At 65.8% G+C, this 24,964-nt stretch carries 25 protein-coding genes; 12 read left to right on the top strand and 13 right to left on the bottom strand.

Annotation, left to right across the window (positions count from 1 at the left end; genetic code table 11):
• Positions 1-121 precede the first annotated feature (121 nt).
• From RZV17_RS08045 to RZV17_RS08030, 4 genes are all read right to left on the bottom strand, one after another.
• A complete protein-coding gene (locus tag RZV17_RS08045; RefSeq protein WP_047696638.1) occupies positions 122-1,072 on the bottom strand; it encodes a cyclopropane-fatty-acyl-phospholipid synthase family protein in 951 nt (316 codons plus the stop codon).
• A gap of 150 nt (positions 1,073-1,222) precedes the next feature.
• The gene (locus RZV17_RS08040) at positions 1,223-1,729 is read right to left on the bottom strand and encodes a GNAT family N-acetyltransferase (protein ID WP_047696640.1); all 507 of its coding nucleotides are present in this window, start codon (positions 1,727-1,729) and stop codon (positions 1,223-1,225) included.
• A gap of 40 nt (positions 1,730-1,769) precedes the next feature.
• Entirely contained in the window at positions 1,770-2,297 is a 528-nt protein-coding gene (locus RZV17_RS08035) for an alpha/beta hydrolase (RefSeq protein ID WP_047696642.1), read from the bottom strand.
• Complete coding sequence (locus RZV17_RS08030; protein ID WP_184374112.1) at positions 2,294-2,785, bottom strand: MOSC domain-containing protein; 492 nt, start codon at positions 2,783-2,785, stop codon at positions 2,294-2,296. The genes RZV17_RS08035 and RZV17_RS08030 overlap by 4 nt, the downstream gene beginning before the upstream one ends.
• Before the next feature lie 23 nt (positions 2,786-2,808).
• On the opposite strand from RZV17_RS08030, the gene RZV17_RS08025 reads away from it, so the two are divergent.
• Entirely contained in the window at positions 2,809-3,384 is a 576-nt protein-coding gene (locus RZV17_RS08025) for an N-acetylmuramoyl-L-alanine amidase (RefSeq protein WP_047696644.1), read from the top strand.
• A gap of 38 nt (positions 3,385-3,422) precedes the next feature.
• On the opposite strand, the gene RZV17_RS08020 is transcribed toward RZV17_RS08025, so the two are convergent.
• From RZV17_RS08020 to RZV17_RS08005, 4 genes are all read right to left on the bottom strand, one after another.
• Complete coding sequence (locus RZV17_RS08020; RefSeq protein ID WP_355608460.1) at positions 3,423-4,376, bottom strand: DUF1684 domain-containing protein; 954 nt, start codon at positions 4,374-4,376, stop codon at positions 3,423-3,425.
• A gap of 87 nt (positions 4,377-4,463) precedes the next feature.
• A complete protein-coding gene (locus tag RZV17_RS08015) occupies positions 4,464-5,336 on the bottom strand; it encodes a sulfurtransferase (protein WP_355608458.1) in 873 nt (290 codons plus the stop codon).
• Positions 5,333-6,130 carry a CoA pyrophosphatase gene (locus RZV17_RS08010; protein ID WP_166752704.1) on the bottom strand — a complete coding sequence of 266 codons (798 nt, stop codon included), beginning with the start codon at positions 6,128-6,130 and terminating at the stop codon, positions 5,333-5,335. Before RZV17_RS08010 ends, RZV17_RS08015 begins: the two co-directional genes overlap by 4 nt.
• 118 nt (positions 6,131-6,248) lie before the next feature.
• Positions 6,249-6,947: an FKBP-type peptidyl-prolyl cis-trans isomerase gene (locus RZV17_RS08005; RefSeq protein ID WP_047696647.1), complete on the bottom strand. Its 699-nt coding sequence runs from the start codon at positions 6,945-6,947 to the stop codon at positions 6,249-6,251.
• Between the two features lie 164 nt (positions 6,948-7,111).
• Between RZV17_RS08005 and RZV17_RS08000 the strand changes: the two genes are divergently transcribed.
• Genes RZV17_RS08000 through nth form a run of 3 tightly spaced genes read left to right on the top strand, consistent with a single transcriptional unit; the run spans position 7,112 to position 8,989 of the window.
• Positions 7,112-7,894: an enoyl-CoA hydratase/isomerase family protein gene (locus tag RZV17_RS08000; RefSeq protein WP_047696649.1), complete on the top strand. Its 783-nt coding sequence runs from the start codon at positions 7,112-7,114 to the stop codon at positions 7,892-7,894.
• A gap of 7 nt (positions 7,895-7,901) precedes the next feature.
• Complete coding sequence (locus RZV17_RS07995) at positions 7,902-8,282, top strand: hypothetical protein (protein ID WP_047696651.1); 381 nt, start codon at positions 7,902-7,904, stop codon at positions 8,280-8,282.
• Positions 8,279-8,989: an endonuclease III gene (gene nth, locus RZV17_RS07990; protein ID WP_355608454.1), complete on the top strand. Its 711-nt coding sequence runs from the start codon at positions 8,279-8,281 to the stop codon at positions 8,987-8,989. Before RZV17_RS07995 ends, nth begins: the two co-directional genes overlap by 4 nt.
• A 317-nt stretch (positions 8,990-9,306) precedes the next feature.
• Here the strand turns inward: nth and RZV17_RS07985 are convergent, their stop codons facing one another.
• The 3 genes from RZV17_RS07985 to RZV17_RS07975 form a co-directional block, all read right to left on the bottom strand.
• Positions 9,307-10,875, bottom strand: coding sequence for a SulP family inorganic anion transporter (locus RZV17_RS07985; protein WP_104580037.1), 1,569 nt, complete (start codon positions 10,873-10,875; stop codon positions 9,307-9,309).
• An 11-nt stretch (positions 10,876-10,886) separates the two neighbouring features.
• Positions 10,887-11,567: a carbonic anhydrase gene (locus tag RZV17_RS07980; RefSeq protein ID WP_047696657.1), complete on the bottom strand. Its 681-nt coding sequence runs from the start codon at positions 11,565-11,567 to the stop codon at positions 10,887-10,889.
• Between the two features lie 115 nt (positions 11,568-11,682).
• Positions 11,683-12,024 (bottom strand): hypothetical protein, encoded by a 342-nt coding sequence (locus tag RZV17_RS07975; protein WP_047696658.1) that lies wholly within the window; start codon positions 12,022-12,024, stop codon positions 11,683-11,685.
• 317 nt (positions 12,025-12,341) lie between these two features.
• Here RZV17_RS07975 and RZV17_RS07970 point away from each other — a divergent pair, with 317 nt between their 5' ends.
• The 8 genes from RZV17_RS07970 (at position 12,342) to rnt (ending at position 20,590) form a co-directional block, all read left to right on the top strand.
• Entirely contained in the window at positions 12,342-13,592 is a 1,251-nt protein-coding gene (locus tag RZV17_RS07970; RefSeq protein WP_355608449.1) for an OprO/OprP family phosphate-selective porin, read from the top strand.
• Positions 13,593-13,788: 196 nt separating this feature from the next.
• The gene (gene pstS, locus RZV17_RS07965; protein WP_047696781.1) at positions 13,789-14,808 is read left to right on the top strand and encodes a phosphate ABC transporter substrate-binding protein PstS; all 1,020 of its coding nucleotides are present in this window, start codon (positions 13,789-13,791) and stop codon (positions 14,806-14,808) included.
• A 261-nt stretch (positions 14,809-15,069) separates the two neighbouring features.
• Positions 15,070-16,161: a phosphate ABC transporter substrate-binding protein PstS gene (pstS, locus tag RZV17_RS07960; protein WP_047696662.1), complete on the top strand. Its 1,092-nt coding sequence runs from the start codon at positions 15,070-15,072 to the stop codon at positions 16,159-16,161.
• Between the two features lie 111 nt (positions 16,162-16,272).
• Positions 16,273-17,247 (top strand): phosphate ABC transporter permease subunit PstC, encoded by a 975-nt coding sequence (gene pstC, locus RZV17_RS07955; RefSeq protein ID WP_355608444.1) that lies wholly within the window; start codon positions 16,273-16,275, stop codon positions 17,245-17,247.
• Positions 17,247-18,116, top strand: a complete 870-nt coding sequence (pstA, locus tag RZV17_RS07950) for a phosphate ABC transporter permease PstA (RefSeq protein ID WP_039412875.1) — start codon at positions 17,247-17,249, stop codon at positions 18,114-18,116. Before pstC ends, pstA begins: the two co-directional genes overlap by 1 nt.
• 22 nt (positions 18,117-18,138) lie before the next feature.
• The gene (gene pstB, locus RZV17_RS07945) at positions 18,139-18,969 is read left to right on the top strand and encodes a phosphate ABC transporter ATP-binding protein PstB (RefSeq protein WP_039412872.1); all 831 of its coding nucleotides are present in this window, start codon (positions 18,139-18,141) and stop codon (positions 18,967-18,969) included.
• 111 nt (positions 18,970-19,080) lie between these two features.
• Entirely contained in the window at positions 19,081-19,791 is a 711-nt protein-coding gene (gene phoU / locus RZV17_RS07940; protein ID WP_039412869.1) for a phosphate signaling complex protein PhoU, read from the top strand.
• A 157-nt stretch (positions 19,792-19,948) separates the two neighbouring features.
• Positions 19,949-20,590, top strand: a complete 642-nt coding sequence (gene rnt / locus RZV17_RS07935; protein ID WP_081422584.1) for a ribonuclease T — start codon at positions 19,949-19,951, stop codon at positions 20,588-20,590.
• Between the two features lie 242 nt (positions 20,591-20,832).
• Here rnt and RZV17_RS07930 read toward each other — a convergent pair whose 3' ends face one another.
• On the bottom strand, positions 20,833-23,865 hold the full coding sequence (locus RZV17_RS07930) for a diguanylate cyclase domain-containing protein (RefSeq protein WP_355608438.1): 3,033 nt from the start codon (positions 23,863-23,865) through the stop codon (positions 20,833-20,835).
• Between the two features lie 258 nt (positions 23,866-24,123).
• Positions 24,124-24,873: a 23S rRNA (guanosine(2251)-2'-O)-methyltransferase RlmB gene (rlmB, locus tag RZV17_RS07925; protein WP_355608435.1), complete on the bottom strand. Its 750-nt coding sequence runs from the start codon at positions 24,871-24,873 to the stop codon at positions 24,124-24,126.
• Positions 24,874-24,964: the final 91 nt, after the last annotated feature.

Genomic DNA, 24,964 nt, shown 5'->3' with positions numbered 1-24,964 from the left:
CCCAATCCCCCGCCACGCATGGATTGCATGGGTCTGGCAGCGGCACACCGCCCAACGCCGGCCCCGCGCACCAGCCCCCTACCGTCGGTGCCGCAGGCGTGCAGGCCTGCGGCCGCCCCGCTCAGCCGTGGGCAGGCTTGTGCGCGATGACGGTGGGAAAGAGGCTGGCGCGATCCTCGATGAAACGGATGTCGGTAAAGCCCGCGCTCTCCAGTTGCGCACGCGTTTGCGCGTGTGTACGGAACGATGCCCAGCGCGCCTGCACGATGTCGACGAAGATCTGGCTCTGCAGTGCCAGCGCCGCCGGGTCGATCAATGCCATCTGCCATGGCGACTGCGCGCACAGGCTGGGGGGGGGCGTCAGGAAACTGGTCAGCAACGTGCCGCCCGGCCGCAGCTTGTGGAAGAACGCGCCATACAACGCGATCACGCGTGCGTCGTCCGGTTCGTAGAGATTGAGTCCGTTACTGGTCAGCACGTCCACGCTATTGGCATCGCCCTGCGTCCAGGCGTCTTCCAGCCGTAGCGACAACTGCCCTTCCAACCCGTGCCGGCGCGCCAGTTGCAAAGCACCTTCCAGCGCCTGCGGGTCCAGGTCGATGCCAAGCAACTGCACCTCCGGACACTGCCGGTAGTCCAGGCTCAGCAGGTCGCCCATCCAGCCGCAGGGGACCGAGGCCAGCGTCATGCCAGGCTGCAGCAAGGCCTGCAACTGCGCACGGAAAATGCCGAACCGCTCGCGCGTGGCGAGCACGGCCGGGAGTGTCTCGAACAGGGCGTATTCCAGCGCCGGCGTGGTGTCCGGCGCCAGACTGCCTGGCTGGTGCGTTACCACTTGATGGGTCCAATAGGCATCCAGCCCGCAGTTGCGGAGCAGGAACCGGCCCAGCTCCACCGCCCATAGCGCATCGAGCAACTGCAGCAGGCGCTCCACGTCCGCCGCAGGCCGCGCCGGGTCCTGACCAAGTCGCGCCTTGATCGCGGTGAGCAGGGTCGCATCGTCCTGCGGCAGGTCGCCCGCGTGCGAAATCAGGCGCGCCTGCGGCGACACCGTTTGCTGGTCATCTTGCATCGTTCACCTCGTCTAGCGTTCATCGCGATCGATCGACCATGATGACGGCTGACGCAAGCCGCGACGGTGCCCAGGGCGATGCAGGATGCCGGCGAACGAACGGGAACCACAGGCTGCGCGGAAAGGCTCCGGGCAAGCCACGCGCACGGCTCAACCCAGCCCGAATGCCGGGTGGTAGGTCACATCGGCCAGCGGCACCAGCCGGTCGCCGAACGCCAGCGCCTGCAATACGGATGCCGGCACATCCGGCATGCCCAGGCCCGGCTCGACGGCGAATCCGAAACGACGGAAGAAGCCGGGCTCGCCGTCGACCACGCAGCCGGCCGCACCACGCTCGCGCAAGCTCGCCAGGGCGGCGCGCACCAGGCGCGTGCCCAGCCCCTGGCGCTGATGGCCCGGGCCAACGGCCAGTGGCCCCAGCGCAAACCAGCCAGAGGATCCATCGGACAAGGCCACCGGCGACACCGCCAGGTGCCCCACCACATAGCCGTCATGGTCGGCCACCAGCGACAACGCCAGCGCGCCGTCCTCGCGCAGTGCAGCGATCACGTGCTGTTCGTCATGGCGGCTGTGCTCGTCGCGCATGAATGCCACCATCGTCAGGATCTCGATGGCCGCAGCATCGCCCTCGGACGCTTCGCGGATCAGAATGCTTATTGCCCGGTTCTCCGGCGACGCAGGTGCCCGAGATGGCGCATCACAGGCTCTGCAGCAGTTCGGCAAACGCGCGTGCCGACGCGTCGACATGCGATGCCAGGCGATGTCCGTCGTCGACCAGCAACAGCCGCGCGGCGCGTGCCTGTGCCCAGGCGATCACCTCGGCGGCGGGAATCAGTTCATCGTGCCAGGCATGCACGATCGAAATCGGAACCGCCGCCGCATCCAGCGCCGGCAACGGCCCCATTCTGGTCGGCGGCACCATCAGGAACAGCGCACGCGTGGGCACCTGCAGCGAGACCTGCGCGGCGATATACGACCCCAGGCTGGACCCTGCCAGCACCACCGGGCCCTTGTCGGCCGCAGCACGCGCGATGTCCAGCAACCGTTGCAGACGCCCGCGCACATCGCCCAGCTGGCCCAGATCGCGGCGCGCATCCAGATCGGTGAAATCCGGCCGCTCGTGGGTCCATCCGAGACGTTCGGCCACCTCGGCCAACGCGGTGACCTTCAAGGCATCGGGACCGCTCTCGAACCCATGCGCGAGGATGCAGTGCCCGCGGCTCATAGCGCCTGCACCGTATCGCCGATGCGCAGCACGCCGCCGCGCAGGATGCGGGCGCACAAGCCGCCATGTCCGCGCATCGCGTTGTAGCCGCCAGCACCCAGCGCGTCTTCCATGCGCGAGCACGGGTCGCAGGGATCGGTGCCTTCCAGCTCGACCTCGCCGATGCAAAAGCGCCGCCCTCTCAACGCGATCAGCGGGATGCCGGACACCACCAGGTTGCGTCGCAGCGTGGCCGGTGCGATCTGCGCATGCCCTGCCAGCGCCGCAATCACCGGCAGGTGCTCGGCCTGGATCAGGGTCACGCCCCGCTTGCCGCTGCCGCCCTTGTAGCGGTCGCCCACCAAGCCAATACCGGTAGTGGCCTGCGCGGCGTCCACCTCCAGCATGTCCACATCACGCGCAGGACGCACGCCGATCCAGGTCACCTGACCGGTCTGCGGCAGCGTCGCCATCAATTTGCCCAGGGGGCTGTCGGGATTCAAGGCCATCGTCGAATGCTAGCATTCGCCACATGTCCGATGCCGTCCTGCCGTCGCCGCCGATCACCTACGCGCCGTTGCCCTACGAATCGCGACTGGCGCGGCGCCCGCTCGGCCACATCGACATGGTGGTCATCCACTGCACCGAACTGCCGGACATGGCGATGGCGCGCGACTACGGCGAGCGCGTGCTCTACGACAGCGGCACCGGCAACAGCGGGCATTACTACATCGACCGCAACGGCAGCATCCAGCAGTACGTCGCGCTGGAGCGCGTCGCCCATCATGTGCGCGGCCACAACCCGCACACACTTGGCATCGAACTGGTCAACCGAGGCCGCTATCCGCACTGGCTCGACTCGCGCCATCAACTGATGAGCGAGGCGTACCCGGAGCCGCAGATCGGCGCACTCATCACCTTGCTGCAGTGGCTGCAGCAGCAGCTACCATCGGTGCGCCGCATCGCCGGACATCAGGAGCTGGATACCACGCAGGAAGCGGCCAGTGACGACCCGGCCCGCAAGATCCAGCGCAAGCTCGACCCCGGCCCGTTGTTTCCGTGGTCACGCATCCATGCAGCCGTTGGCTGGTCGCACAGCCTGCGTTGACCGCACGCCCGGCGCTGGAGCAACGCGTCAGCGGCGCCTCACGGCTCCGGAGCACGATAGGTTTTTTCGCCCGCATTGACGGCCACGGCGAGCCGGTTTTCCGGCGGCGCGATCGGGCAGACCACATGCGGCGTCACCGCGCAGGGCGGGTTTTCCGCGAGATTGAAATCCAGCAACACATGGCCATCGCGCGGCAGCGCGGTAAACAGATAGCGCGCGCCGCCGTAGCTCTCCTTGCCGCTGGTGCGATCGGCAAACAGGAAAAACAGCCCGCTGCCGTCCTCCTGCGCGATCGGCTGCAGGCGATAGGTCTGCCCATTGCGCTCGAACACCGCCTCGCCTGGCACGGACACGGTCACTGGCGTTCCGATCGAGGTCAGCAAGGTCACGGTCCGCGGCGTGGCATACGGCTGCCAGCGCGCCTGAACACGCCAGTGCGGATCGATCGGAAAATAGTCGAAGCCCTGGAACCGGGCCACTACGGGCGCCGCCGGGTCGCGAAACCGCCAGCCGAACAACGCGCCGGTCTGCACCAGGTAGAACTGCCGGTTGTCCACGTCCAGGCGGTCGCCCGGCTGATCGACGCGCTCCGGCTCCAGGCTGACCTCATCGACCGGCCGACCGTGCAGCTTCACGCCTGCGCCGGCGGCCGCCTCGAAGCGCACGTGGCCGGCGGCGTCCAGGCTCAGCTGGCCCAGGTGCACAGGACCGGCTGGCAACACCAGGTCACTGCGCGGATCGCTGCCCACCTGGTACCGGCCCGCACGGACGCGGCCGGAGCCGGTATAGCTCAGCCAACCATCCGGCGCCCGCAACCGTGCCAGACGCTGCGCACGTGCCTGCTCCAGAGCGACCTGATAGACCTGCTGCCCATCGTCCTCGGCACGGCTGGCGCCCCGCACACCGTTGGTGTCGGCAGTCGAACCCGCCGAGCACGCCGTCATCGACATCACTGCGACGCACAAGGCGCCGGCCTGCAACTGCACCCGCATGTCGCCACCCACCCTGCAAGAAACTGCGCTCCGCGCAGCAAGCCTGCGTCCCCACAGACCACCATTCCTGCGGTCATTGTGCATGCATCAGGCAGCGGTCGCGACCGGACGCGAGCGATCCTGCAGCCAACCGCTCCAGGAACCGGCGTACACCCGCGCACCGGGCAGCCCGGCCACTTCAAGCGCCAGCAGCAGGTGGCAGGCCGTCACGCCGGAGCCGCACATCACCACCGCCTGCTCGGGCCGGTACGCGCCCAGCAGCGCAGACAGTTCCGCATGCAGTTCCTCGGCCGGCTTGAAGCGGCCATCGCGCAGGCTCAGCCCCAACGGACGACTCACCGCGCCCGGCACGTGGCCGGCCACCGGATCGATCGGCTCCAGCTCGCCGCGAAAGCGCTCGCCCGCGCGCGCGTCCAGCAGCCATCCCGGCGCCTGCCCCAGCCGCGCCAGGATGTGCTCGGCGTCGACCACGGCAGCGCTGTCGAAGCTACCCGGGTACGCAGGCCCCTCGTGCAGCTCCGGCTGCTCGCCGGTTTCCGGCAAACCGGCAGCGCGCCACGCAGCCAGCCCGCCATCGAGCACCGCCACGCGCCGATGTCCCATCAGGCGCAGCATCCACCACGCGCGCGCGGCCGCCATGCTGCCGTCGCCCGCGTCGTAGACCACCACCTGGCTCGCCGGATCGATGCCCCACCCGCCCAGACGGCGGGCGAAATCGGCAGCATGCGGCAACGGATGCCGTCCCTGACCGGAACGCGACAGGTCGGCCAGGTCGTGGTCCAGATCGGCATGAAACGCGCCGGGCAAATGCCCTTGCGCATACGCCTTGCGTGCGGCCTCCGGGTCCGGGGCAGTCGGTGGCGCGGCGCGCGCATCCAGCACGCGCACCTGCGGGTGCGCCAACGTGCCCGCCAGCGTGCTGACGTCCACCAACGTGGTCCAGTTCGGATCGACACTCATGCAACCTGCTCCAGGCGACGACGAAGATTGAGAAGAATGGCCGCGGTGGCGCCCCAGATGCGCTGCCCGGGCCAGTCGTATTCGAGCACGCGGCGTGGGCGCCCGCGAAATTCCAGCTCCACGCTGCGCAGATTGTCCGGGTCCATCAGGTAAGCCAGCGGCACTTCGAAGACCTCGGCCACCTCGTCCGGCTGCGGCACCGCGACAAAGGCAGGGTCGACCACGGCCACCACCGGCGTCACCCGGAATCCGCTCACGGTCAGGAATGGGTCCAGATAGCCCAGCGCGTGCACCTGCTGCGCGCCGAGGGCGATTTCCTCGCAACTTTCGCGCAATGCGGCCGCGGCCGCGTCGGCATCGGACGGCTCCATCCGCCCCCCCGGGAAACTGACCTGCCCGGCATGATGGCGCAGGCTGTCGGTGCGCCGGGTCAGCAGCACTGTCGTGCCCTGCGCGCGTGGCACCAGGCCGCACAGCACCGCCGCTTCGGCAGACGCGCCTCCTTCGCTCAGATCGATCAGTTCGGCGTGATTCCAGCCCGGCCCGGCGGGCGCGGTATCCAACGGGTACAGCGCGCGTCGCAACTGCGCGTACTCGGGCAACGCGGCAACCAGCTCACGTGCCGGCAAAACCGTGTGCAGCAACTCCTGGCGTTCGACGTCACTCATGCTCATCCAGCGGGCGATTTCATCCAGGCTGCGCAGGCAGCCGACACAGTGCGATTGCGCGTCCAACGAACATACACCGATACATGGACTGGGCAGAGACCCATCGGCCGCGTCGGTGGCGCTCATCGTTTGCTGCTGCAGACGCGGTGTGGGACGTTCATCGATCTCTTCAGGCACCTTGGCCGGGCCAAAAACGACAACGCCGGCCTGATGGCCGGCGTTGTCAGTGCAACAGCAAACGCAGTTACTTGACGCTGACCAGCTTGATCTCGAACTGCACTGCCACGTTCGGCGGGAACGGCGTGCGCGGATCGGCGCCATAGGCCTGCTCCGGCGGCAACGTCACTTCCCACTTCGAGCCGGACGGCATCTGCAGCAGCGTTTCGCGCATGGCCTTCATTTCGACTTCGCTGACCTTGATGGCCGGGATCTGCTGCGCCGGGCGCGCCTTCTCGCGGTCGCCGAAAGGATACGGACCGGCCACTTCCAGCTGCACGGTGCTGGCCTGGGTCGGCTTGGCACCCTTGCCGGCTTCGATCACGCGGTACTGCACGCCGCTCGGCAGCGTCTGCACGCCAGCGGTGCTCTTGTTCTTGGCCAGGAACGCATCGCTCTTGGTCTTGTTGGCGGCAGCGGCCTTGTCGTACTCGGCCTTGGCCTGCTGTGCACGGCCCTGCTCACGCTTCTGGAACGCTTCGACAGCCGGCTTCAGCTGGTCGGCGGTGATCGCCGGCTGCTTTTTGGCATAGGCGTCCTGCAGACCCTTTACCACCGAGTTGATGTCGAGCTGCTCGCCGCGACCGGTAAGCTCGGCAAGGTTATTGCCGTAGTCGTAACCGAAGTAATAGCTCAACTTGCCCTTTTCGGACGTCGTGTCCTGGGCCAGTGCATTGCCCGTCAGGGCCAGGGCCGCCACAGCGACCGCGATAGAACGCAACTTCATCAAACAATTCTCCAGGGTGGTGGCACAGGACGGGTCTGCCGCCTGAGATGACGCGCTAGGATAGCGGCCGCGATACCGAACCGCTACTTATCACGAAAGCTAGGACCAGCAAGGCTTTCGGAAGTTCCGCATTTACTTTTTTTTTACGTTCTCAAGGGTTTTCGATGTCCAACCACGTCATTCTGATCGCCGACCACGCCAGTGTCCGGACCATTACGGTCAATCGCCCGGACAAGCTGAACGCCTTGAACCGCGACACCATGCTGGCGCTGGATCAGGCCTTCGCAGACGCTGCGAGCGCCGACGATGTGCGCGTGGTGATCCTCACCGGTGCCGGCCCCAAATCGTTCGTGGCCGGCGCGGACATCGCCGAGATGAGTGCGCTGTCGGCCATGGAAGGCCGTGCGTTTTCGCTGGTCGGGCAGCAGTTGATGCGCCGCATCGAACGCATGCCCAAGCCGGTGATCGCCATGGTCAACGGGTTTGCGCTCGGCGGCGGCCTGGAGCTGGCCATGGCCTGCCACCTGCGCATTGCCGCAGCGACCGCACGGCTCGGGCAACCGGAAATCAATCTCGGCCTGATCCCCGGCTTCGGCGGCACCCAGCGCCTGCTGCGCCTGACCGGACGCGCTGCAGCGCTGGAGCTGTGCCTGCTCGGCCAGCCGATCGATGCAGCGCGTGCGCTGCAGCTCGGGCTGGTCAACCGGGTGGTCGAGCCGGACGCCTTGCAGGACGAAACCCTGGCACTGGCGCAGCGGCTGGCCACCGCCGCACCGCTGGCATTGCGCGGCATCCTTGACGCGGTGGTGTTCGGCGGAGAATGCGGGATGGAAGAAGGCCTGCAACTGGAAACCGCGCAATTTGCGCTGTTGTTTGCCAGCGAGGACATGCGCGAAGGAACCCGCGCTTTTCTCGACAAGCGCGCTGCCCACTTCAGCAACCGCTGACATCGCCATGACGCTCGACCCCATCCCGGCACCGCGTCCGTTGCCCTTGCAGTTGTTCGATTGTGTGGTGGCCGACGATCTCGACCGTGCGCTGGCGCTCGGCTTGATGGCGTACCTGCCCGACCCGCAGCACGACGCCCTGGACGCCAACTGCGCGCAGGTGTGCGCCACGTTGCTGGCCGCACAACGGCGCTTGCGCGATGCCTGGGCGGCACGTGAGCGCTATCGCGCACGTACCGCGCGCCTGCAACGCCGCGCCGCCGAACGCGATGCACGCAGGGCGCCCGCCCCGGCGCCCAGCCAGCCGGCAGCACCGGCATTGCCGCCGCTGGCCGCTGCCATCCTGGCGCGCGCCAAGGCAAAAGCCGCCGGCGGAGCGCAGCCATGAATGCGACGCAGGCAACCCCGCCGGCACGCCGCGGCAGCAGCATGCGCAAGCCCGAAATACAGGAGATGTTCGAGCGCCTGCGCGAACTTAATCCGCACCCGACCACCGAGCTGGAATACACCACCCCGTTCGAGTTATTGATCGCCGTACTGCTGTCGGCGCAAGCCACCGATGTCGGCGTCAACAAGGCCACCCGCAAGCTGTATCCGGTAGCCAACACACCGCGCGACATTCTGGATCTTGGCGAAGAAGGCCTGAAGCGTTACATCGCCACCATCGGGCTATTCAACGCCAAGGCAAAGAATGTCATCGCGACCTGCCGCATTCTGCTCGAGCGCTACGGCGGCGAAGTGCCGCACGACCGCGCCGCGCTCGAAGCGCTGCCCGGCGTCGGCCGCAAGACCGCAAACGTGGTGCTCAACACCGCGTTCGGCGAGCCCGCCATGGCCGTGGACACGCATATCTTTCGCGTCTCCAACCGCACCGGCCTTGCGCCAGGCAAGGACGTACGCGCCGTCGAAGACAAATTGGTCAAGGTGATTCCTGCCGAGTTTCTCCACGACGCGCATCACTGGCTGATCCTGCACGGCCGCTACGTCTGCAAGGCACGCAAACCCGACTGCCCCGGCTGCGTAATCCACGATCTATGCCGCTATCGCGACAAGACCCAGGCAGCCCCGGAGGGTCCTGCAAAAACCAGGAGCTGATGCAGCCGCAGCATCGGAGCAAGGCTGCAGCAAAGCAGCGGCGCGACAGAGAGCTTGATCCCCCACGCTGTAAACGCACGGCCGCAAGCTTTTCCGATTTCCGATTTCCGATTTCCGATTTCCGATTTCCGATTCCCGATTTCCGATTTCCGATTTCCGATTTCCGATTCCCGATTCCCGATTCCCGATTCCCGATTCCCGATTCCCCAATCCCGGCTCAAAAAAAATCGCGACCGGATGATGCGTCTTTCGGCGCCATGCATCATCCGGTCACGATAGAGGGTCGCCCGGCGCGTACGCCGGGCAGGTACAGCAGGTTATGCAGCCTTGGCTTGCTCGACGCGCTTGTCGACCAACACGCTGTCAACGGTCGGTTGACCTTCGACGCGCCGGTCCAGCTCCTTCCAGTCCACCACCAGCTCGCAGCCACGCGAAGCCGCATTCCGGCTCCAGTCGCGCAGCAACTCGATGCAGGCGTGGTCGACGTGATGCAGCTTGGCCACGTCCAGGTGCAGCGCGGTGTTCGGCGGCACGCTTTCCAGCGTCCGCGCCATGGCCGGCACCTTCAGGAAGGTGGCCGAGCCCTGCAGGGTCAGGTGCATTTCGTCCTTCTTGTCAGCGTGCTCGCGCACTTCGACCTTCAGACGCGAGGAATGCAGCGCAAGACGGAACAGCGACAGGCCGAAGCCGATCAACACGCCGGTCAACAGGTCGGTCGCCACGATCGCAAAGGTGGTCGCCAGGTAGATCGCCGCAGTGCCACGACCGTAGGTCGCAAGCTCCTTGACCTGCCCGATCTTGATCATCTTCACGCCCGTGTAGACCAGGATGCCGGCCAGACACGCCACCGGCGTCATCCGCAGCAGCCACGGCAACAGCATCGCGAACACCAGCAGCCAACCGCCATGCAGGATGGTCGACGCACGCGTGGCAGCACCAGCCTGCACGTTGGCCGCACTGCGCACGATCACGCCGGTCATCGGCAGTGCGCCCAGGAAGCCGCACAGCATATTGCCCACACCCTGCGCCGCCAGCTCACGGTCGTACTGCGTGCGTGCACCCTGATGCATGCGATCCACCGCCGCCGCCGACAGCAGCGTTTCGGCGCTGGCGATGAAGGCGAAAGTCACCGCCGACACCAGCAACGTGTGGTTGAACACGCCAAAGATGTCGGAAAGGCTGGGGATGCTGATCGCAGAGAACAGGTTGGTCGGCACGTCGACCTTGTTGACGTTCAAGCCTTGCAACTGCACCGTTGCCGTCACCGCCACCACCGCGATCAACGCCCCCGGCAGGAAGCGCAGACGCTGCGGACGCAGCTTGTCCCAGGCCAGGATGATGCCGATCGTGGCCAGACCCACCAACAATGCGGTACGGCCGGTGCCCTCGCTGATGGCCTGCCACAACACGGCCGGCAGTGCAGCGAAGTTTTCCAGACCACGCGCCTTGGGCGCGGCGTCCATCAACACGTGTGCCTGCGAAGCCACGATCAGGATGCCGATGCCCGACAACATGCCGGCCACCACGGCCGGCGACGTCATCCGGAACCACACACCCGCACGGCACAGACCGGCGACCAGCTGGATGGCACCGGCCACCAGGATCACCGGGCCGAGCGCGGCTGCGCCGTGCTCTCGCACCAGTTCGAACACCAACACAGCCAGGCCGGCGGCCGGACCGCTCACCTGCAAGGGAGAGCCCGCCAGAAAGCCAACGACCAACCCACCGATGATGCCGGTGATCAGACCTGTGGCCGGCGGCATTCCGGACGCGATCGCAATACCCATGCACAACGGCAGCGCGACAAGAAAGACCACCACGGACGACAACAAATCACGCCCGAACAGCCCCTGACGGAAATATCCGCCGATACCTGATGTGTTCATGATCGACTCCGTCAAGCGAGTTCAGCGCGGACGACTTGCTGCAGTCGCGGACGCGGAGTGGCTTCGGGGGTGCTTTCGGCCAGCAACGGACGGAAGCCACCCTTCTCGGCATCGAAGGCGCGGATCTCGCCGTGGGCGATGTCGTAGATCCAGCCGTGGATGCGCAAGGTGCCTGCGGCCAGGCGCGCGGCCACCACCGGCTGCGTGCGCAGATGGTCCAGCTGCGAGACCACGTTTTCTTCGGTCATGCAGCTCAGCGCTTCCTGGCTGTGCGGATCGTGCCCGTGATGCGCGGTGACGTGACGCGCCGCATCGGTGTGCTTGAGCCACGCCGCCACGGACGGGACGTCTTCCAGCGATTCCGGCTTGAGCACCGCCTTCATCGCGCCGCAATCAGTATGACCACAGATCACGATGTGACGCACGCCCAGCACGGCGATGGCGTACTCGATCGCCGCCACCACGCCACTGACATGCTGCGAGTACGGCGGCACCACGTTACCGATATTGCGATAGACGAACAGTTCACCGGGTTGCGCGGAGAAGATCAGCTCCGGCATGACGCGCGAATCGGCGCAGGTAATGAACAGCGTGTGCGGGCTCTGGCCGCCTGCCAGTTCCTGAAAGCGCGCACTCTGGCGCGGATACACTTCCTTACGGAAATGGCGAAAACCTTCTAGCAAACTTTCCATGGGAGATTCCTCTGGGCAACGGATAGCCGTCCGCGGCGCAAACCGCGAATTGCAAAGACAAACAAATCAATCGGAAATCCGACGCAGGAAGCGCCGGGTGCAGCGACAACGGGGATCAGCCAAGCAGTGCGTTTGGAGGACGCAGTTGCGGGATCAGGTCGCGTTTTTGATTTGCCGGCGCATGATGCGCGTGCCACGAGGGGGAATACCGCGCCAGCATCGGCCAAGCTTGGGAGAGCAAGGGGATATCGTCTGCAGGCTGTGTATCGACTTGGCTTTGCGTATCGCCATCGTCCTGCGGATCTTCTGCTGCATCGCGTTCTTCGCCAGCATCCACCATCACCGCCAAACCATCGCCCACCAACGCATCGTGGATGCGCGTGTGTGCGTTGGCCGCCGACCACGCCGTGAGCGCGAGCAGGCAGACCAACAGCGTTTGGAGGAATCGAGGAAACATGGCCTCGAAACTAACAATTAAGGACCGGGCAGCGCAAGTGGTGCGTTGCACAAGCTGACATATATGTTCATCCGGTCACGGCTACGGTTCAGGTCGCCTGGCCCGGGAGGGGCAAAAGTGTGTGAAACCAAGGTTTCCGGGGCACTGTCACAATCGCGACCACCCCCAGCTATTTGACACACGCTGACACAATCAAAGTGCGCGTAAATTATTGTCTTTGCTGACAAAAATGGTTTATTACGTTTCTGTTGTTTTGTCACATTAACGCAACTTTCACGCCATAGCCTGCGCCCACTTTCCCAGGTCGCAAGGCACATATGAAATTCGCTCCCTCCCTGCTTGGCTCCGCGGTGCTGCTGGTGCTGACGGCGCCTGCCGCCCACGCGGAGATCGCCATCGACGTGATCGGTGGCTCGGAGATCTCGCTGGAAGGCCTGGTCCAGGCCGACGGCAACTGGTTTCACAACGATGTGCAGGACCTCAACGGTCCAATCGGTGCCAATGGCGACAATTCCGAATTCAGCATCCGCCGCGCCGAGCTGGTGCTCAAGGGCAAGGGCCCGGGCAATTTCGAATGGGTGGCCGGGTACGACCCGAGCGTGCTGAAGGACGTCACCATCCGCGGCACCACCATCCGCAGCACCGGGCGGTTCCTGGACAACAACATCAAGTACAAGTTTGGCGGCAACGCCAACAACTACCTGCAGGTGGGCCAGTTCAAGCAGCCCAACAGCCTGGAAGAACTGTCCAGCACCAAGAACAACGACTTCGTCTCCAAGGCGTCGGTGACCAATACGTATGGCATTTCGCGCCGCCTGGGCGTGGCCTACGGCATGGGCGACAACAACTGGAGCGTGACGGCCAGTGCGTTCGGCCGTGAGCTGACCCGCAACCAGGCCCACGGCAGCGGCTATGGCGCGCGCGGCACCTGGGCGCCGATCAACGAAACCGGCAACGTGCTGCACTTCGGCCTCAGCTACCTCGGGTACGACACCGACGATGACACCCTGCGCCTGCGCGCGCGCCCGGATGCCGACCTGACCACGATCCGCCTGATCGACAGCGGCGCCATCACCAATGTGGACCGCGTGGGCGTGGCGGGGGCCGAGGCGATGTGGATCACCGGGCCGTTCAAGCTGCAGAGCGAATATTTCCAGGAAACCGCCAAGCGTATCGGCACCAACGCGCAGGACTACAAGAGTGATGGCTGGTACGTCAGCGGCGTCTGGAACATCACCGGCGAGACGTGGGGCTACAAGGCCGGCGTGCCCACCACCCCGCTGCCCAACGAACCGGCGTCGGGCATGTGGCAGCTGGCGGTGCGCTACGACACCCTCGACCTCAACGATGGCCATCTGATTGCCAACGGCAACACCCCGTTCGTGGACGGCGTGCTGGGCGGCAAGATGGATGTGTGGACGATCGGTGCCAACTGGTACTGGCGCTCCAACTTCAAGCTGGCGCTCGACTACGCCAAGGTGGAAAGCACCCGTTACAGCAGCGCCACGCGCGGACTGGTGGACGACAACCCGTCGATCATCGAGGCGCGCGCGCAGTTCTATTGGTAAGCCTGCGACCGCGCCGGGCGCCAGGCGGCTCGCCAGAGCCCGCAGGGCGCCACCTGGTTGCCCCGCCCGACCCCGCGTGCCATCGCACGCCCGCGTCACCTGCCTGTCATTTACCCGACATCGCGCGGTCATGCCCCTGCACTGCAATGGCACGACCGCGGGACGTCCCGATCCCTACCCTATCTGGAGCTGTTCCGTGATCCACTCCTTCAAGACCCGCCTGGCCGTCGGCATGCTCGCCGCGTCGCTGGCACTGTGTGCCCAGGCCGCCGATGTCACCGGCGCCGGTGCGTCGTTCATTTACCCGGTGATGTCCAAGTGGTCGGCCGACTACAACGCCGCCACCAAGAAGCAGGTCAACTATCAATCGATCGGTTCGGGCGGCGGCATTGCCCAGATCAAGGCGGCCAGCGTGGATTTCGGCTCTTCCGACGCCCCGCTCAAGCCGGAAGAACTGGCCGCTGCCGGGCTGGCACAGTTCCCGTCGGTGATCGGCGGCGTGGTGCCGGTGGTCAACGTACCGGGCATCGCTGCCGGTGCGCTCAAGCTGGACGGCAAGACCCTGGGCGACATCTTCCTGGGCAAGGTCAGCACCTGGAACGACCCGGCGATCGCCGCGCTGAATCCAGGCGTGAAGCTGCCGGACGGCAAGATCACCGTGGTGCATCGCTCCGATGGTTCGGGCACCAGCTTCAACTTCACCAATTACCTGTCCAAGGTCAATGCCGACTGGAAGGGCAAGGTCGGCGAAGGCACCGCGGTGCAGTGGCCGACCGGCATCGGCGGCAAGGGCAACGAGGGTGTGGCCGCGTACGTGAAGCAGATCAAGGGCGGCATCGGCTATGTCGAGCTGTCGTATGCGCTGCAGAACAAGATGGCCTACACCGCGATGAAGAACGCCGCCGGCAAGTTCGTGCAGCCGTCCGATGAAACCTTCGCCGCTGCCGCCAACAGCGCCGACTGGGCCACCTCCAAGGATTTCTACCTGGTGATGACCAATGCCGCGGGCGACAACGCCTGGCCGATCACGGCGACCAACTTCATCCTGGTGCAGAAGAAGCCGAAGAATCCGGCCGGCCTGAAGAACACGCTGGAGTTCTTCCGCTGGGTCTACAGCAAGGGCGACGCACAGGCCAAGCAACTGGACTATGTGCCGCTGCCGGACAGCCTGGTGAGCCAGATCGAGGCCTATTGGGCCAAGACCCTGCCCCGCTAAGCGCAGCCAAGGCATCGGCGGGCAGCAGTCCCATCGCTCGCCAGACTACTGAGCAAGGCAACAACCTGTCACAGGAACGGCGCCGTCTCTCTCCCCGGCGTCGGGACCGGGACGCGGATCCCGGAGGGTGCGATGCCCTCCGTGGTCCGCGTCTTTTTTTGTGATGCGTTGGCCAGAAGGCACTGTCATGCACGTGTAACAAAAACATCATTTCATAGCGTGGTCTGCCGGACACCCGGCCAATCCAGCCTCGGAGCTTCCATGAAATTGCAGTCGGCCAGCCTGACCGCCCTGTCCCTCACCATCGCCCTTGCCCTGGCCGCATGCTCGCCGGGCAAGGACGCGCAGTCCGGCGATGCCGCCAAGGGCGCGCCGACCGCAGGCGCCGCTGCCAGCGACAGCAAGGGCGCTGAAATCTCCGGCGCCGGCGCTTCCTTCATCTACCCGCTGGTGTCCAAGTGGTCGGCCGACTACAACGCCGCCACCGGCAACAAGGTGAACTACCAGTCGATCGGCTCCGGCGGCGGCATTGCCCAGATCAAGGCCGGCACGGTGGATTTCGGTTCGACCGACAAGCCGCTGGACAGCGCCGAGCTGCAGCAGGCCGGCCTGGGCCAGTTCCCGTCCGCGATCGGCGGCGTGGTGCCGGTGGTCAATCTGGAAGGCATCGCCCCGGGCAAGCTGCGCCTGACCGGCGCGCTGCTGGGCGACATCTTCCTGGGCAAGGTCACGATGTGGAACGACAAGGCCATTGTCGCGGCCAACCCGGGCGTCACCTTGCCGGCCGCCAAGATCAACCTGGTTCATCGTTCGGATGGTTCGGGCACCACCTTCAACTTCTCCAACTACCTGTCCAAGGTCAACCCGGAGTGGAAGAGCAAGGTCGGCGAAGGCACCTCCGTGCAATGGCCGGGTGGCGTGGGTGGCAAGGGCAATGAAGGCGTGGCCTCGTACGTGCAGCAGATCAAGGGCTCGATCGGCTATGTCGAACTGGCCTATGCGCTGCAGAACAAGATGCCGTACACCTCGCTGCAGAACGCCGCCGGCCAGTGGGTCGAACCCAATGCCGACAGCTTCGCCGCCGCAGCCGCCAGCGCCGACTGGGCCAACGCCCGCGACTTCAACCTGGTGATCACCAATGCACCCGGCGAGAAGGCGTGGCCGATCACCGCCACCAACTTCATGCTGATGCACAAGCAGGCCAAGGATGCTGCGCGCAGCAAGGCGACCCTGGACTTCTTCAAATGGGCGCTGGAAAACGGCCAGACCCAGGCCAGCGAACTGCATTACGTGCCGTTGCCGCCGGAGCTGGTGAAGCAGATCCAGGCCTATTGGGGCAGCGAGTTCAAGTAATGCCTGCATCCCGCCTGCATGGCGGGCTGCGCGGCGGCGAGGTGCCTGACGGCGCCTCGCCGTTCCTGCTGTCTCACGCTCCCGCACTGCGCGGGTGACGAGTTCAATCGAATGAATGCCACCGCACTTCCCGAAGCGATGACCGCACCCCGCGGCCGCGACCTGCGCGATGCGCGCGCCGATCGCCTGTTCAAGCTTGCGCTGGCCGCTACGGTCGTTTTCGTCCTGTTGGCGCTCGGCAGCGCGGCACTGTCGATGCTGTGGGGCGGACGCCATGCCTTGCAGATGCAGGGCCTGAGTTTCTTCTATTCGGCCGACTGGAATCCGGTCGAAAACAAATACGGTGCGCTGGCGCCGATCTACGGCACCCTGGTCACCGCAGTCATCGCGATGCTGATTGCGGTACCTGTGAGTTTCGGTATCGCGTTCTTCCTGACCGAAGTGGCACCGCGTTGGTTGCGTGGCCCGGTGGGCACCGCCATCGAACTGCTGGCCGGCATCCCGTCGATCATCTACGGCATGTGGGGCCTGTTCGTGCTGGTGCCGGTGATGACCGAACACGTCACACCATGGCTCAACGACCACCTGGGCACGCTGCCGCTGATCGGCCCGTTGTTTCAGGGCCCTCCGCTGGGCATCGGCCTGCTGACGGCCGGCTTCGTGCTGGCGATCATGGTGATTCCCTTCATTTCCTCGGTGATGCGCGAAGTATTCCTGACCGTGCCCACGCGCCTGAAGGAATCGGCATACGCGCTGGGCTCCACCAAGTGGGAGGTGAGCTGGGACATCGTGCTGCCCTACACCCGCTCGGCGGTGATCGGCGGCGTGTTCCTGGGACTGGGCCGTGCGCTGGGCGAAACCATGGCGGTGGCCTTCGTGGTCGGCAACACGGTGCGCCTGTCGCCCTCGCTGCTGGAACCGGGCACCACCATCGCCGCGTTGATCGCCAATGACTTCGGCGAGGCTACCGAAACCTATCGTTCGGCCCTGTTGTTGCTGGGCTTCGTGTTGTTCATCGTGACTTTCATCGTGCTGGCCATTGCACGCTTCATGCTGATGCAGCTGTCGCGTCGGGAGGGCAACTGATGTCTGCGTCTTCGGTGTCGCAATCCCTCTACAACCGTCGCCGGGTGACCAACGCGATTGCGTTGCTGCTGTCGTGCGTCACTGCGTTGTTCGGTCTGTTCTTTCTGGCCTGGATCCTGTGGACGCTGTTGTCCAAGGGCGTGCCGGGCATCGACCTCAACCTGTTTACCAAGATGACGCCGCCGCCGATGCAGGAAGGTGGCTTGCTCAATGCCTTCTTCGGCAGTGCGGTGATGTGCGGGCTGGCGCTGGCGATCGGCACCCCGCTGGGCGTGGCCGCCGGCACCTGGCTGGCCGAGTACGGCAATGCGCGCAAGGCTGGCATCGTGGTGCGTTTCGTCAACGACATCCTGCTCTCGGCGCCGTCGATCGTGCTGGGCCTGTTCGTCTACACCTTGTACGTGATGCAGACCGGCGGGCGGTTTTCAGCGTTTGCCGGCGCCCTGTCGCTGGCCTTCATCGTGCTGCCGGTGGTGGTACGCACCACCGACGAAATGCTGCGACTGGTGCCGGCGCAGATGCGCGAAGCGGCATTGTCGCTGGGCATTCCGCAGTGGAAGGTGACCGTGCAGGTGCTGTATCGCAGCGCCTCGGCCGGCATCGTCACCGGCGTGTTGCTGGCGCTGGCGCGCATCAGCGGCGAAACCGCACCGCTGCTGTTCACCGCCTTCGGCAATCAGTACTGGAACAGCAACATCTTCCAGCCGATGGCCAGCGTGCCGGTGATCATGAACCAGTTTGCCGGCAGCCCGTACGAATCCTGGCAGACCCTGGCCTGGTCCGGTGCGCTGGTGCTGACCGTGTTCGTGTTGTTGGTGAGCCTGGGCGCACGTGCCCTGCTACTGCGCAACAAGATTTCCAATGACTGACCTATCTTTCCGGACACCCGACATGAACGATCTCCAAAACGCCACGCCGATGCACCGCATCGCTGTTCCGGCCGCAAAGGGGGCGCCAACGGCGCAGGCGCCGGTGAAGGTGGCCGCACGCAATCTGGATTTCTATTACGACAAGTATCACGCGTTGAAGGGCATCAACATCGAAATCCCGGAAAAGCGCGTCACCGCGCTGATCGGCCCTTCCGGCTGCGGCAAATCGACCCTGCTGCGCATCTTCAACCGCATCTACGCGCTGTACCCGAAGATGGAAGCGCGCGGCGAGGTGCTGCTGGACAACGAAAACATCCTGTCGCCGAAGTACCCGATGAACCGCCTGCGCAGCAAGGTGGGCATGGTGTTCCAGAAGCCGGTGCCGTTCCCGATGACCATCTTCGAGAACGTGGCCTACGGCATCCGCCACCACGAAAAACTGTCAAAGGCCGACATGCAGGACCGCGTCGAGCAGGCGTTGCGCCAGGGCGCGCTGTGGGACGAGGTCAAGGACAAGCTGGGACAGAGCGCGCTGGGGTTGTCCGGCGGCCAGCAGCAGCGCCTGTGCATCGCACGCGCGGTGGCATTGCGCCCGGACGTGCTGCTGCTGGACGAACCGACCTCGGCGCTGGATCCGATCTCCACCAGCCGTATCGAGCAACTGGTGGAAGAGCTCAAGCGCGACTACACCATCGTGATCGTCACCCACAACATGCAGCAGGCCGCTCGCGTGTCCGACTACACCGCCTTCATGTATCTGGGCGACCTGATCGAGCACGACCGCACCGAGACCATTTTTTCGCAGCCCTCCAAGCAGCAGACCGAGGACTACATCACCGGCCGGTTCGGGTGATGCAAGGCGACGCACCGTAACGCCCGCATTGAAGCAGCTCCGTCACCTGCCGTGCCCGGCGCATTCGACAGGGTGGCAGACATCCACCACGGCCATGTAATCGAGATCACGATGAACCAGCACCTCAACGACCATATCGTCAAAAGCTACGACGAGGAGCAGCACCGTCTTGTCGCCGAGATCGTGCGCATGGGCGACACGGCGGTGGCGCAGCTGGAGGCGGCGCTGGACGTGGTGGAACGGCGCGACGACCACGCCGCACACCGCATCGTGGTCAACGACGAGGCGATCGACGCGCTGGAACATGCCATCAGCCACGACGTGATGCGGCTGGCATTGCGCGGGCCGATGGCGCGCGACCTGCGCGAGATCCTGGCCGGCCTGCGCATCCCGGCCGATATCGAACGCATCGGCGATTACGCGGCCAACGTGGCCAAGCGCTCGATCGCGCTGAACTCGGCGCCACCGCTGCCGCAGACGGTGGGGTTGCGCGCGCTCGGGCAGATGGCGGCCGATGCGGTGCGCGCGGCGGTGCAGGCGTACCGCGACAAGGACGCCAATGCCGCGATCCGCGTGCGCGACGAAGACGCACGGCTGGATGCACAGTACACCGCGCTGTTCCGCGAGTTGCTGACCTACATGATGGAAGACCCGCGCAACATCACCCCGTGCACGCATCTGCTGTTCATGGCCAAGAACCTGGAACGCATCGGCGACCACGCCACCAATATCGCGGAAAACGTCTGGTTTCTGGTGCATGGCGAACAGCCGTTGCCGCCACGCCTCAAGCGTGACGACACCAGCAGTACGGGCGTCATCTGAGCGCTGGCGGCGCTGCGCGGCAGCGGCCACTTGCTGGCGGCAGCTGCCGGAACGCCTTGTGAGCTGCAATGGCAGGCCAGTCGCCGACGCGCCAGACCAAAGGCGCACGCAAGGCGCGCCTCGCGCCGTCGAGCCCCGGGGTGTGACCTGCTAGGCTATGCGGATGAACGAACCGGTCGACCCACAGCCTGCCCGCGCCATCCTGCCCATGTCGCGGCGCTTCCGCGGCTATCTGCCTGTCGTGGTGGACGTGGAGACCGGCGGCTTCGACTGGAACCGGCACGCCTTGCTGGAAATTGCCTGCGTGCCGATCGAAATGGACGACGAGGGCCGCTTCTTCCCGGGGCAGACCGCCAGCGCGCATCTGGTGCCGGCGCCCGGGCTGGAGATCGACCCCAAGTCGCTGGAAATCACCGGCATCGTGCTCGACCATCCCTTCCGCTTCGCCAAGCAGGAAAAGGACGCCTTGGACCACGTCTTCGCCCCGGTACGCGCCGCGGTGAAGAGGTACGGCTGCCAGCGCGCGATCCTGGTCGGCCACAACGCGCATTTCGATCTGAATTTCCTCAACGCGGCAGTGGCGCGCGTGGGGCATAAACGCAATCCGTTTCATCCTTTCAGCGTGTTCGATACGGTGACGCTGGCCGGCGTGGCGTATGGCCAGACCGTGCTGGCGCGTGCCGCGCAGGCTGCGGGTCTGGACTGGAACACGGCCGATGCACACAGCGCGGTCTACGACACCGAGCAGACCGCGCGGCTGTTCTGCACGATTGCCAATGCCTGGCCGGGGCCTGTTTAGGTCGGGATTCGGGATTCGGGATTCGGGATTGGCAGGAGCGCGCCGTCCTCGGGCTGCGCGATCGTTCCCGCTTGCGCTACGACCAGTTGCCGACATGCAGTTCGCGGCGTCTCATGCAGGCATGCACTCGCCGTCGGATGGGAGGCCTCGCTCCCTGCAAGGCTCAGGTCTTCCGCCCGCGACACAGAAGCGCCGACGCAGCGCCTCACGAAGCCCCAATACCCAATCCCCAATCCCGGCCTCTAACCCACCCAGATCTGGTCGCGCCCCGCGCTCTTGGCCTGGTAAAGCGCCTGGTCGGCGCGTTGCATCAACGATGAGCCGGTGTCGTCATCGCGCAGTGCGGTCAGCCCGGCACTGAAGGTCACCTGCAGCCCTTCCACGCCACCCCAGTCGCTGCGCGCATGGAAGCGCGTGCGAATGCGTTCGCACAGCGCCTGTGCATCGTGCAATGCGGTGTCGGCCAGCAACAGCGCAAACTCTTCGCCACCAAGACGGGCGGGCAGATCCGAGGCGCGTGCGGCGGCGGTGAGCAATGCACCCACCTCGTGTAGCACCGCATCGCCACTGGCATGCGAATGCCGGTCGTTGATGCGCTTGAAATGATCGATATCCAGGATCGCCAGCACCAATGGACGCCCGCTGCGCCGTGCGCGGCTGATGTCGCGCGCCAGTGCTTCGTCGAAGTGGCGGCGGTTGGGCAACCCGGTCAGTACATCCTCGTGCGCCTGGCGCTCGAACACGTCGGACTTGATGCGCAGGCGGGTCAGCAATTCGCTCTTTTCCTGATTGGCCTGCAGCAGACGCTGGGCCTGCATCTGCAAATCCTGGGTGCGCTTGCGCACCAGTTCGGCCAGGCGCGCGTTGTGGGTCTTGTAGCGATGCAACAGCACCCGGTACAGCAGGGTCAGCACTAGAATCGCGCCCAGCGCCGCACCAATACGCACATCGTGGCGCTGCCACCACAGCGGCAGCACGTCGAAAGTCCAGCGCGCCTCCTGCGGGCTCCACGCGCCGCCCGGGTGACGTGCGGCCACACGCAAGGTGTAGTGGCCCGGCGGCAGGCCGATGAATTCCACGCTGCGCTGCCGGCCGCGCGCGATCCAGACATTGTCCAGGCCGTCCAGACGGGTGCGGTATTCGATGCGCTCGGACAGCAGAAAGCTCATGCCCACATAGGAGACATTGAGCCGGTAACCGCCAGGCAGTTGCGCCTGCTGGCGCCATGCCAGCGGGCGGCCATCCTGTTGCACGCTTTCGATCAACGCCGGCGGCGGGCGACGTTCGCGAAACCGCTGCAGGCGCGCGGGATCGACCGTGCTCACGCCACCAGCGGTGACCACCCAGACCGACCCGTCCGCACGTTCGATCATGCTTGGGCCGGAACTGCCGTTGACCTGCGCATTGCCCATGCCATCGATCTCGCCATAACGCTCGATGGCGAGCGTGCCGTGCCCATCGGCAACTGCATCGAGCGCGGCAAATCCGGTCCGCAACATGCCACGGTTGCTGCTGATCCAGGCGTTGCCGACGCGGTCCTCGACGAGCTGAAACACCGTGTCCACCGGCATGCCCTGCTCCAGACCCACGCGTGCGAGGCTGCCGCCGCGTGCGCGGTACAGGCCGCGATCGGTGGAGATCCACACCGCATCGCCAATGGACTGAAAGCCGAACACGCTGCGCGCGCCGCCCAGGCGTTCCAGGTCCAGTTGCCGCAGCATGCCGTCGCGCAACACTGCCGCGCCATCGACCGATCCGATCCACAGCGCGCCATCGATACTGGCCAACGCGGTCACCACGCCGTCGGGCAGGCCCTGGACCGTCACCGGTACGCGCTTGCCCTCCACCAATCGCACGACGCCGCGTTGCGTCGCCAGCCACACCACATCCCGCGCATCGACCGCGATGGCCCGGATATGGCCGCTGGGAATGCCTTCGGCGTCGCCGTAATGCCGTAAGACGCGACCATCGCGCAGCACGAAGACCCCGTCGGCGTAGGTCCCGACCCACAGGTCGCCGTGCCGGTCCAGCGCCAGGCTGAGCACCGACAGCCGCCGCCCCGACGGCGTGGCAACCGGCACCGGCACGACGCGGCCATCTGGCAGCATGCGGTCCAGACCAGCGGTACTGGCGATCCACAGGCTGCCATCGCGGTCTTCCAGCACCGCGCGCGCATAGTCGCCGCTCAGCCCATCGCGCTGGCTGTAGCTGCTGAACAAGGTCTCGCGTAGCCGAAACAGGCCACCGTTGGCACCCACCCAGATGCTGCCTTCGGCATCTTCGCGCAGGCTGACGATCCGCCCGGTGGGCAGACTGCGGCCTGCTGCCAGATGCTCCACGCCATGACTGCCGATCCGCAGCAGGCCCTGGTTTTCGCTGCCCAGCCAGAGGTCGCCATTGCGGTCCTGCAGCATCGCGGTGAAATGGCCCTGCCCCGGCAGCCGGTGCACCAGCACTGCCCGCTCGTCGTGCAGGCGGAACAGCTGCTCGCCGGCAACCACCCACACCGTGCCGTCCGGCGCGCGATAAGGCCACGCCAGGCCCGGCGGCAGACCGAAGGCCGCCGGCGCGCGGTGCATGCGTCCATCCGGCTCGCGATAGATCAAGCCATCCAGCGTGCCGATCAACAAGCGGCCCTGGCCGTCGAACAGCATGCGCGGAAAACTGCTCTGCAGCGGCACGCCGTCACGCGGCGGGAAATAGTCGAAGCGTCCACCCGGCCACAGACATCCCAGCCCATGGCCTTCGAACAACAGCCACATGCGGCCATCCGGATCCATCGTCATCGCATGGATCAGCGCCTGCGGCCATTGCCCCGTGCGTTGCCATTGCCGCCACTGCCCGTCGGCACCGTGACGCACCAGATTGCCGCGCGCATCGCTGAGCCAGAGCGCGCCATCGCGATCCACATACAGCGCACCGACGCCGTTATCGGGTAGCCCCGGACGCGTGCTGCGATCGATCACACTGAATTCCAGGCCGTTGTAGCGCACCAGGCCTTCCCAGGTGGCGAACCACAGATAACCGTCGCGGGTCTGGGCGATGTCGCGCAGCGAGTTGTGCGGCAGGCCGTTGCGCGAACTCCAGCTGTCGATCGCGTAGTTGCGCAAGGACGCCGTGCCGGCCGGCGCGGCGATCGCTGCGGCACAAGACACTGCGAACAACAGGCAGAGGCCGACACCAAGCCAGTGCCGCCACTGGCAATACCGTCGTGCCGACGCCAGGTCGGCGTCCCCGTTCTCGCCCTTGCCGCGGGCGCCCACCCCAAGATTCATCAGACATGACATACCGTTTACTGACGATATGGTAGGCAAAAAGCGCCCGGCGCGCTGAGCGGGTCACCGGCCTGGTGCCGAAACGCCTGCTATGACGGCGTTGCCGCGCCTCCTTTGTCGCTGCGCCAGTCACGGGAACGCCGCAATCTGCGCAGATCGCGGCGTCGGACCACGCAGCTACGCGATGGTGTCAGCTGCCGCCGGCAGCGATTGCGGCAGAAGCCACAGGGTGCCGTTGGCTCACCTTGCCGCTTGCCTTCAGGCGCCCAGCCGCTGGCGCACGGCCTCGAACAGGGTCACGCCGGCTGCCACCGACACGTTCAGGCTCTCGATATCGCCCGGCATCGGAATCTTGACCAGGCCATCGCAGTGCTCGCGGGTGAGACGGCGCAGGCCATCGGCCTCGCCACCGAGCACCAGCCCGACATTGCCGCGCAGGTCCACGCTGTACAACGAAGCATCGGCCTCGCCCGCCAATCCGTACAGCCACACGCCCTGCTTCTGCAGATCGCGCAGGCAGCGCGCCAGGTTGGTCACCGCCACCACCGGAATGCGGTCGGCAGCGCCGGCCGAGGTCTTGCGCACGGTGGCGTTCACCGTAGCCGACTTGTCCTTGGGGATGACCACCGCAGTGACACCGGCTGCCGCGGCGCTGCGCAGGCAGGCGCCCAGGTTATGCGGGTCCTGCACACCATCGAGCACCAGCACCAGCGCACGCCCCTGCGCCGCTTCGACCAGCCCTTCCAGCTCGTTCTCGGCCCACAGGCGCGCGGCGGCGTAGCGTGCCGCCACCCCCTGGTGACGGACCTGCCCACCCACGCCGTCCAACGCCTGGGTATTGACCCGGCGCACGTCGATGCCCTTGCGGCGCGCCTGTTCCTCGATCTCGGTCAGGCGCGGGTTCTTGCTGCCGGCCTCGATCAAGACCTCGCGCACATTGTCGGCGTCGTTCTCGACGGACGAGGCGACAGCGTTGACGCCGACGATCCACTGGTTCTGCTTGCTCATTGCGCGGGCATACGAAGAAATGTGGGGGAATGGTAGGGCCTGCGGCCTGCCACGTCACGGCCGGACGTGGATCGCCTGCACACGATGGCCA

It is taken from the genome of Xanthomonas cannabis (assembly GCF_040616535.1).
GTDB lineage: Bacteria > Pseudomonadota > Gammaproteobacteria > Xanthomonadales > Xanthomonadaceae > Xanthomonas > Xanthomonas cannabis.
Note: the sequence above shows the minus strand (reverse complement) of the source record. Positions and strands in the feature narration are given on the sequence as shown.

Bases quoted from the DNA above. Each gene is read 5' to 3' on its own strand.
- RZV17_RS07995 (WP_047696651.1), top strand. From the start codon at position 7,902: ATGACGCTCGACCCCATCCCGGCACCGCGTCCGTTGCCCTTGCAGTTG.
- pstB (WP_039412872.1), top strand. From the start codon at position 18,139: ATGAACGATCTCCAAAACGCCACGCCGATGCACCGCATCGCTGTTCCG.
- RZV17_RS07985 (WP_104580037.1), bottom strand. From the start codon at position 10,875: ATGAACACATCAGGTATCGGCGGATATTTCCGTCAGGGGCTGTTCGGG.
- rlmB (WP_355608435.1), bottom strand. From the start codon at position 24,873: ATGAGCAAGCAGAACCAGTGGATCGTCGGCGTCAACGCTGTCGCCTCG.
- rnt (WP_081422584.1), top strand. From the start codon at position 19,949: ATGCGGATGAACGAACCGGTCGACCCACAGCCTGCCCGCGCCATCCTG.
- pstC (WP_355608444.1), top strand. From the start codon at position 16,273: ATGAATGCCACCGCACTTCCCGAAGCGATGACCGCACCCCGCGGCCGC.
- RZV17_RS08020 (WP_355608460.1), bottom strand. From the start codon at position 4,376: ATGCGGGTGCAGTTGCAGGCCGGCGCCTTGTGCGTCGCAGTGATGTCG.
- nth (WP_355608454.1), top strand. From the start codon at position 8,279: ATGAATGCGACGCAGGCAACCCCGCCGGCACGCCGCGGCAGCAGCATG.
- RZV17_RS07980 (WP_047696657.1), bottom strand. From the start codon at position 11,567: ATGGAAAGTTTGCTAGAAGGTTTTCGCCATTTCCGTAAGGAAGTGTAT.
- RZV17_RS08025 (WP_047696644.1), top strand. From the start codon at position 2,809: ATGTCCGATGCCGTCCTGCCGTCGCCGCCGATCACCTACGCGCCGTTG.
- RZV17_RS08000 (WP_047696649.1), top strand. From the start codon at position 7,112: ATGTCCAACCACGTCATTCTGATCGCCGACCACGCCAGTGTCCGGACC.
- RZV17_RS07970 (WP_355608449.1), top strand. From the start codon at position 12,342: ATGAAATTCGCTCCCTCCCTGCTTGGCTCCGCGGTGCTGCTGGTGCTG.
- RZV17_RS07975 (WP_047696658.1), bottom strand. From the start codon at position 12,024: ATGTTTCCTCGATTCCTCCAAACGCTGTTGGTCTGCCTGCTCGCGCTC.
- RZV17_RS08030 (WP_184374112.1), bottom strand. From the start codon at position 2,785: ATGGCCTTGAATCCCGACAGCCCCCTGGGCAAATTGATGGCGACGCTG.
- RZV17_RS08010 (WP_166752704.1), bottom strand. From the start codon at position 6,130: ATGAGCGCCACCGACGCGGCCGATGGGTCTCTGCCCAGTCCATGTATC.
- RZV17_RS08005 (WP_047696647.1), bottom strand. From the start codon at position 6,947: ATGAAGTTGCGTTCTATCGCGGTCGCTGTGGCGGCCCTGGCCCTGACG.
- RZV17_RS08035 (WP_047696642.1), bottom strand. From the start codon at position 2,297: ATGAGCCGCGGGCACTGCATCCTCGCGCATGGGTTCGAGAGCGGTCCC.
- RZV17_RS08015 (WP_355608458.1), bottom strand. From the start codon at position 5,336: ATGAGTGTCGATCCGAACTGGACCACGTTGGTGGACGTCAGCACGCTG.
- phoU (WP_039412869.1), top strand. From the start codon at position 19,081: ATGAACCAGCACCTCAACGACCATATCGTCAAAAGCTACGACGAGGAG.
- pstA (WP_039412875.1), top strand. From the start codon at position 17,247: ATGTCTGCGTCTTCGGTGTCGCAATCCCTCTACAACCGTCGCCGGGTG.
- pstS (WP_047696662.1), top strand. From the start codon at position 15,070: ATGAAATTGCAGTCGGCCAGCCTGACCGCCCTGTCCCTCACCATCGCC.
- RZV17_RS07930 (WP_355608438.1), bottom strand. From the start codon at position 23,865: ATGAATCTTGGGGTGGGCGCCCGCGGCAAGGGCGAGAACGGGGACGCC.
- RZV17_RS08045 (WP_047696638.1), bottom strand. From the start codon at position 1,072: ATGCAAGATGACCAGCAAACGGTGTCGCCGCAGGCGCGCCTGATTTCG.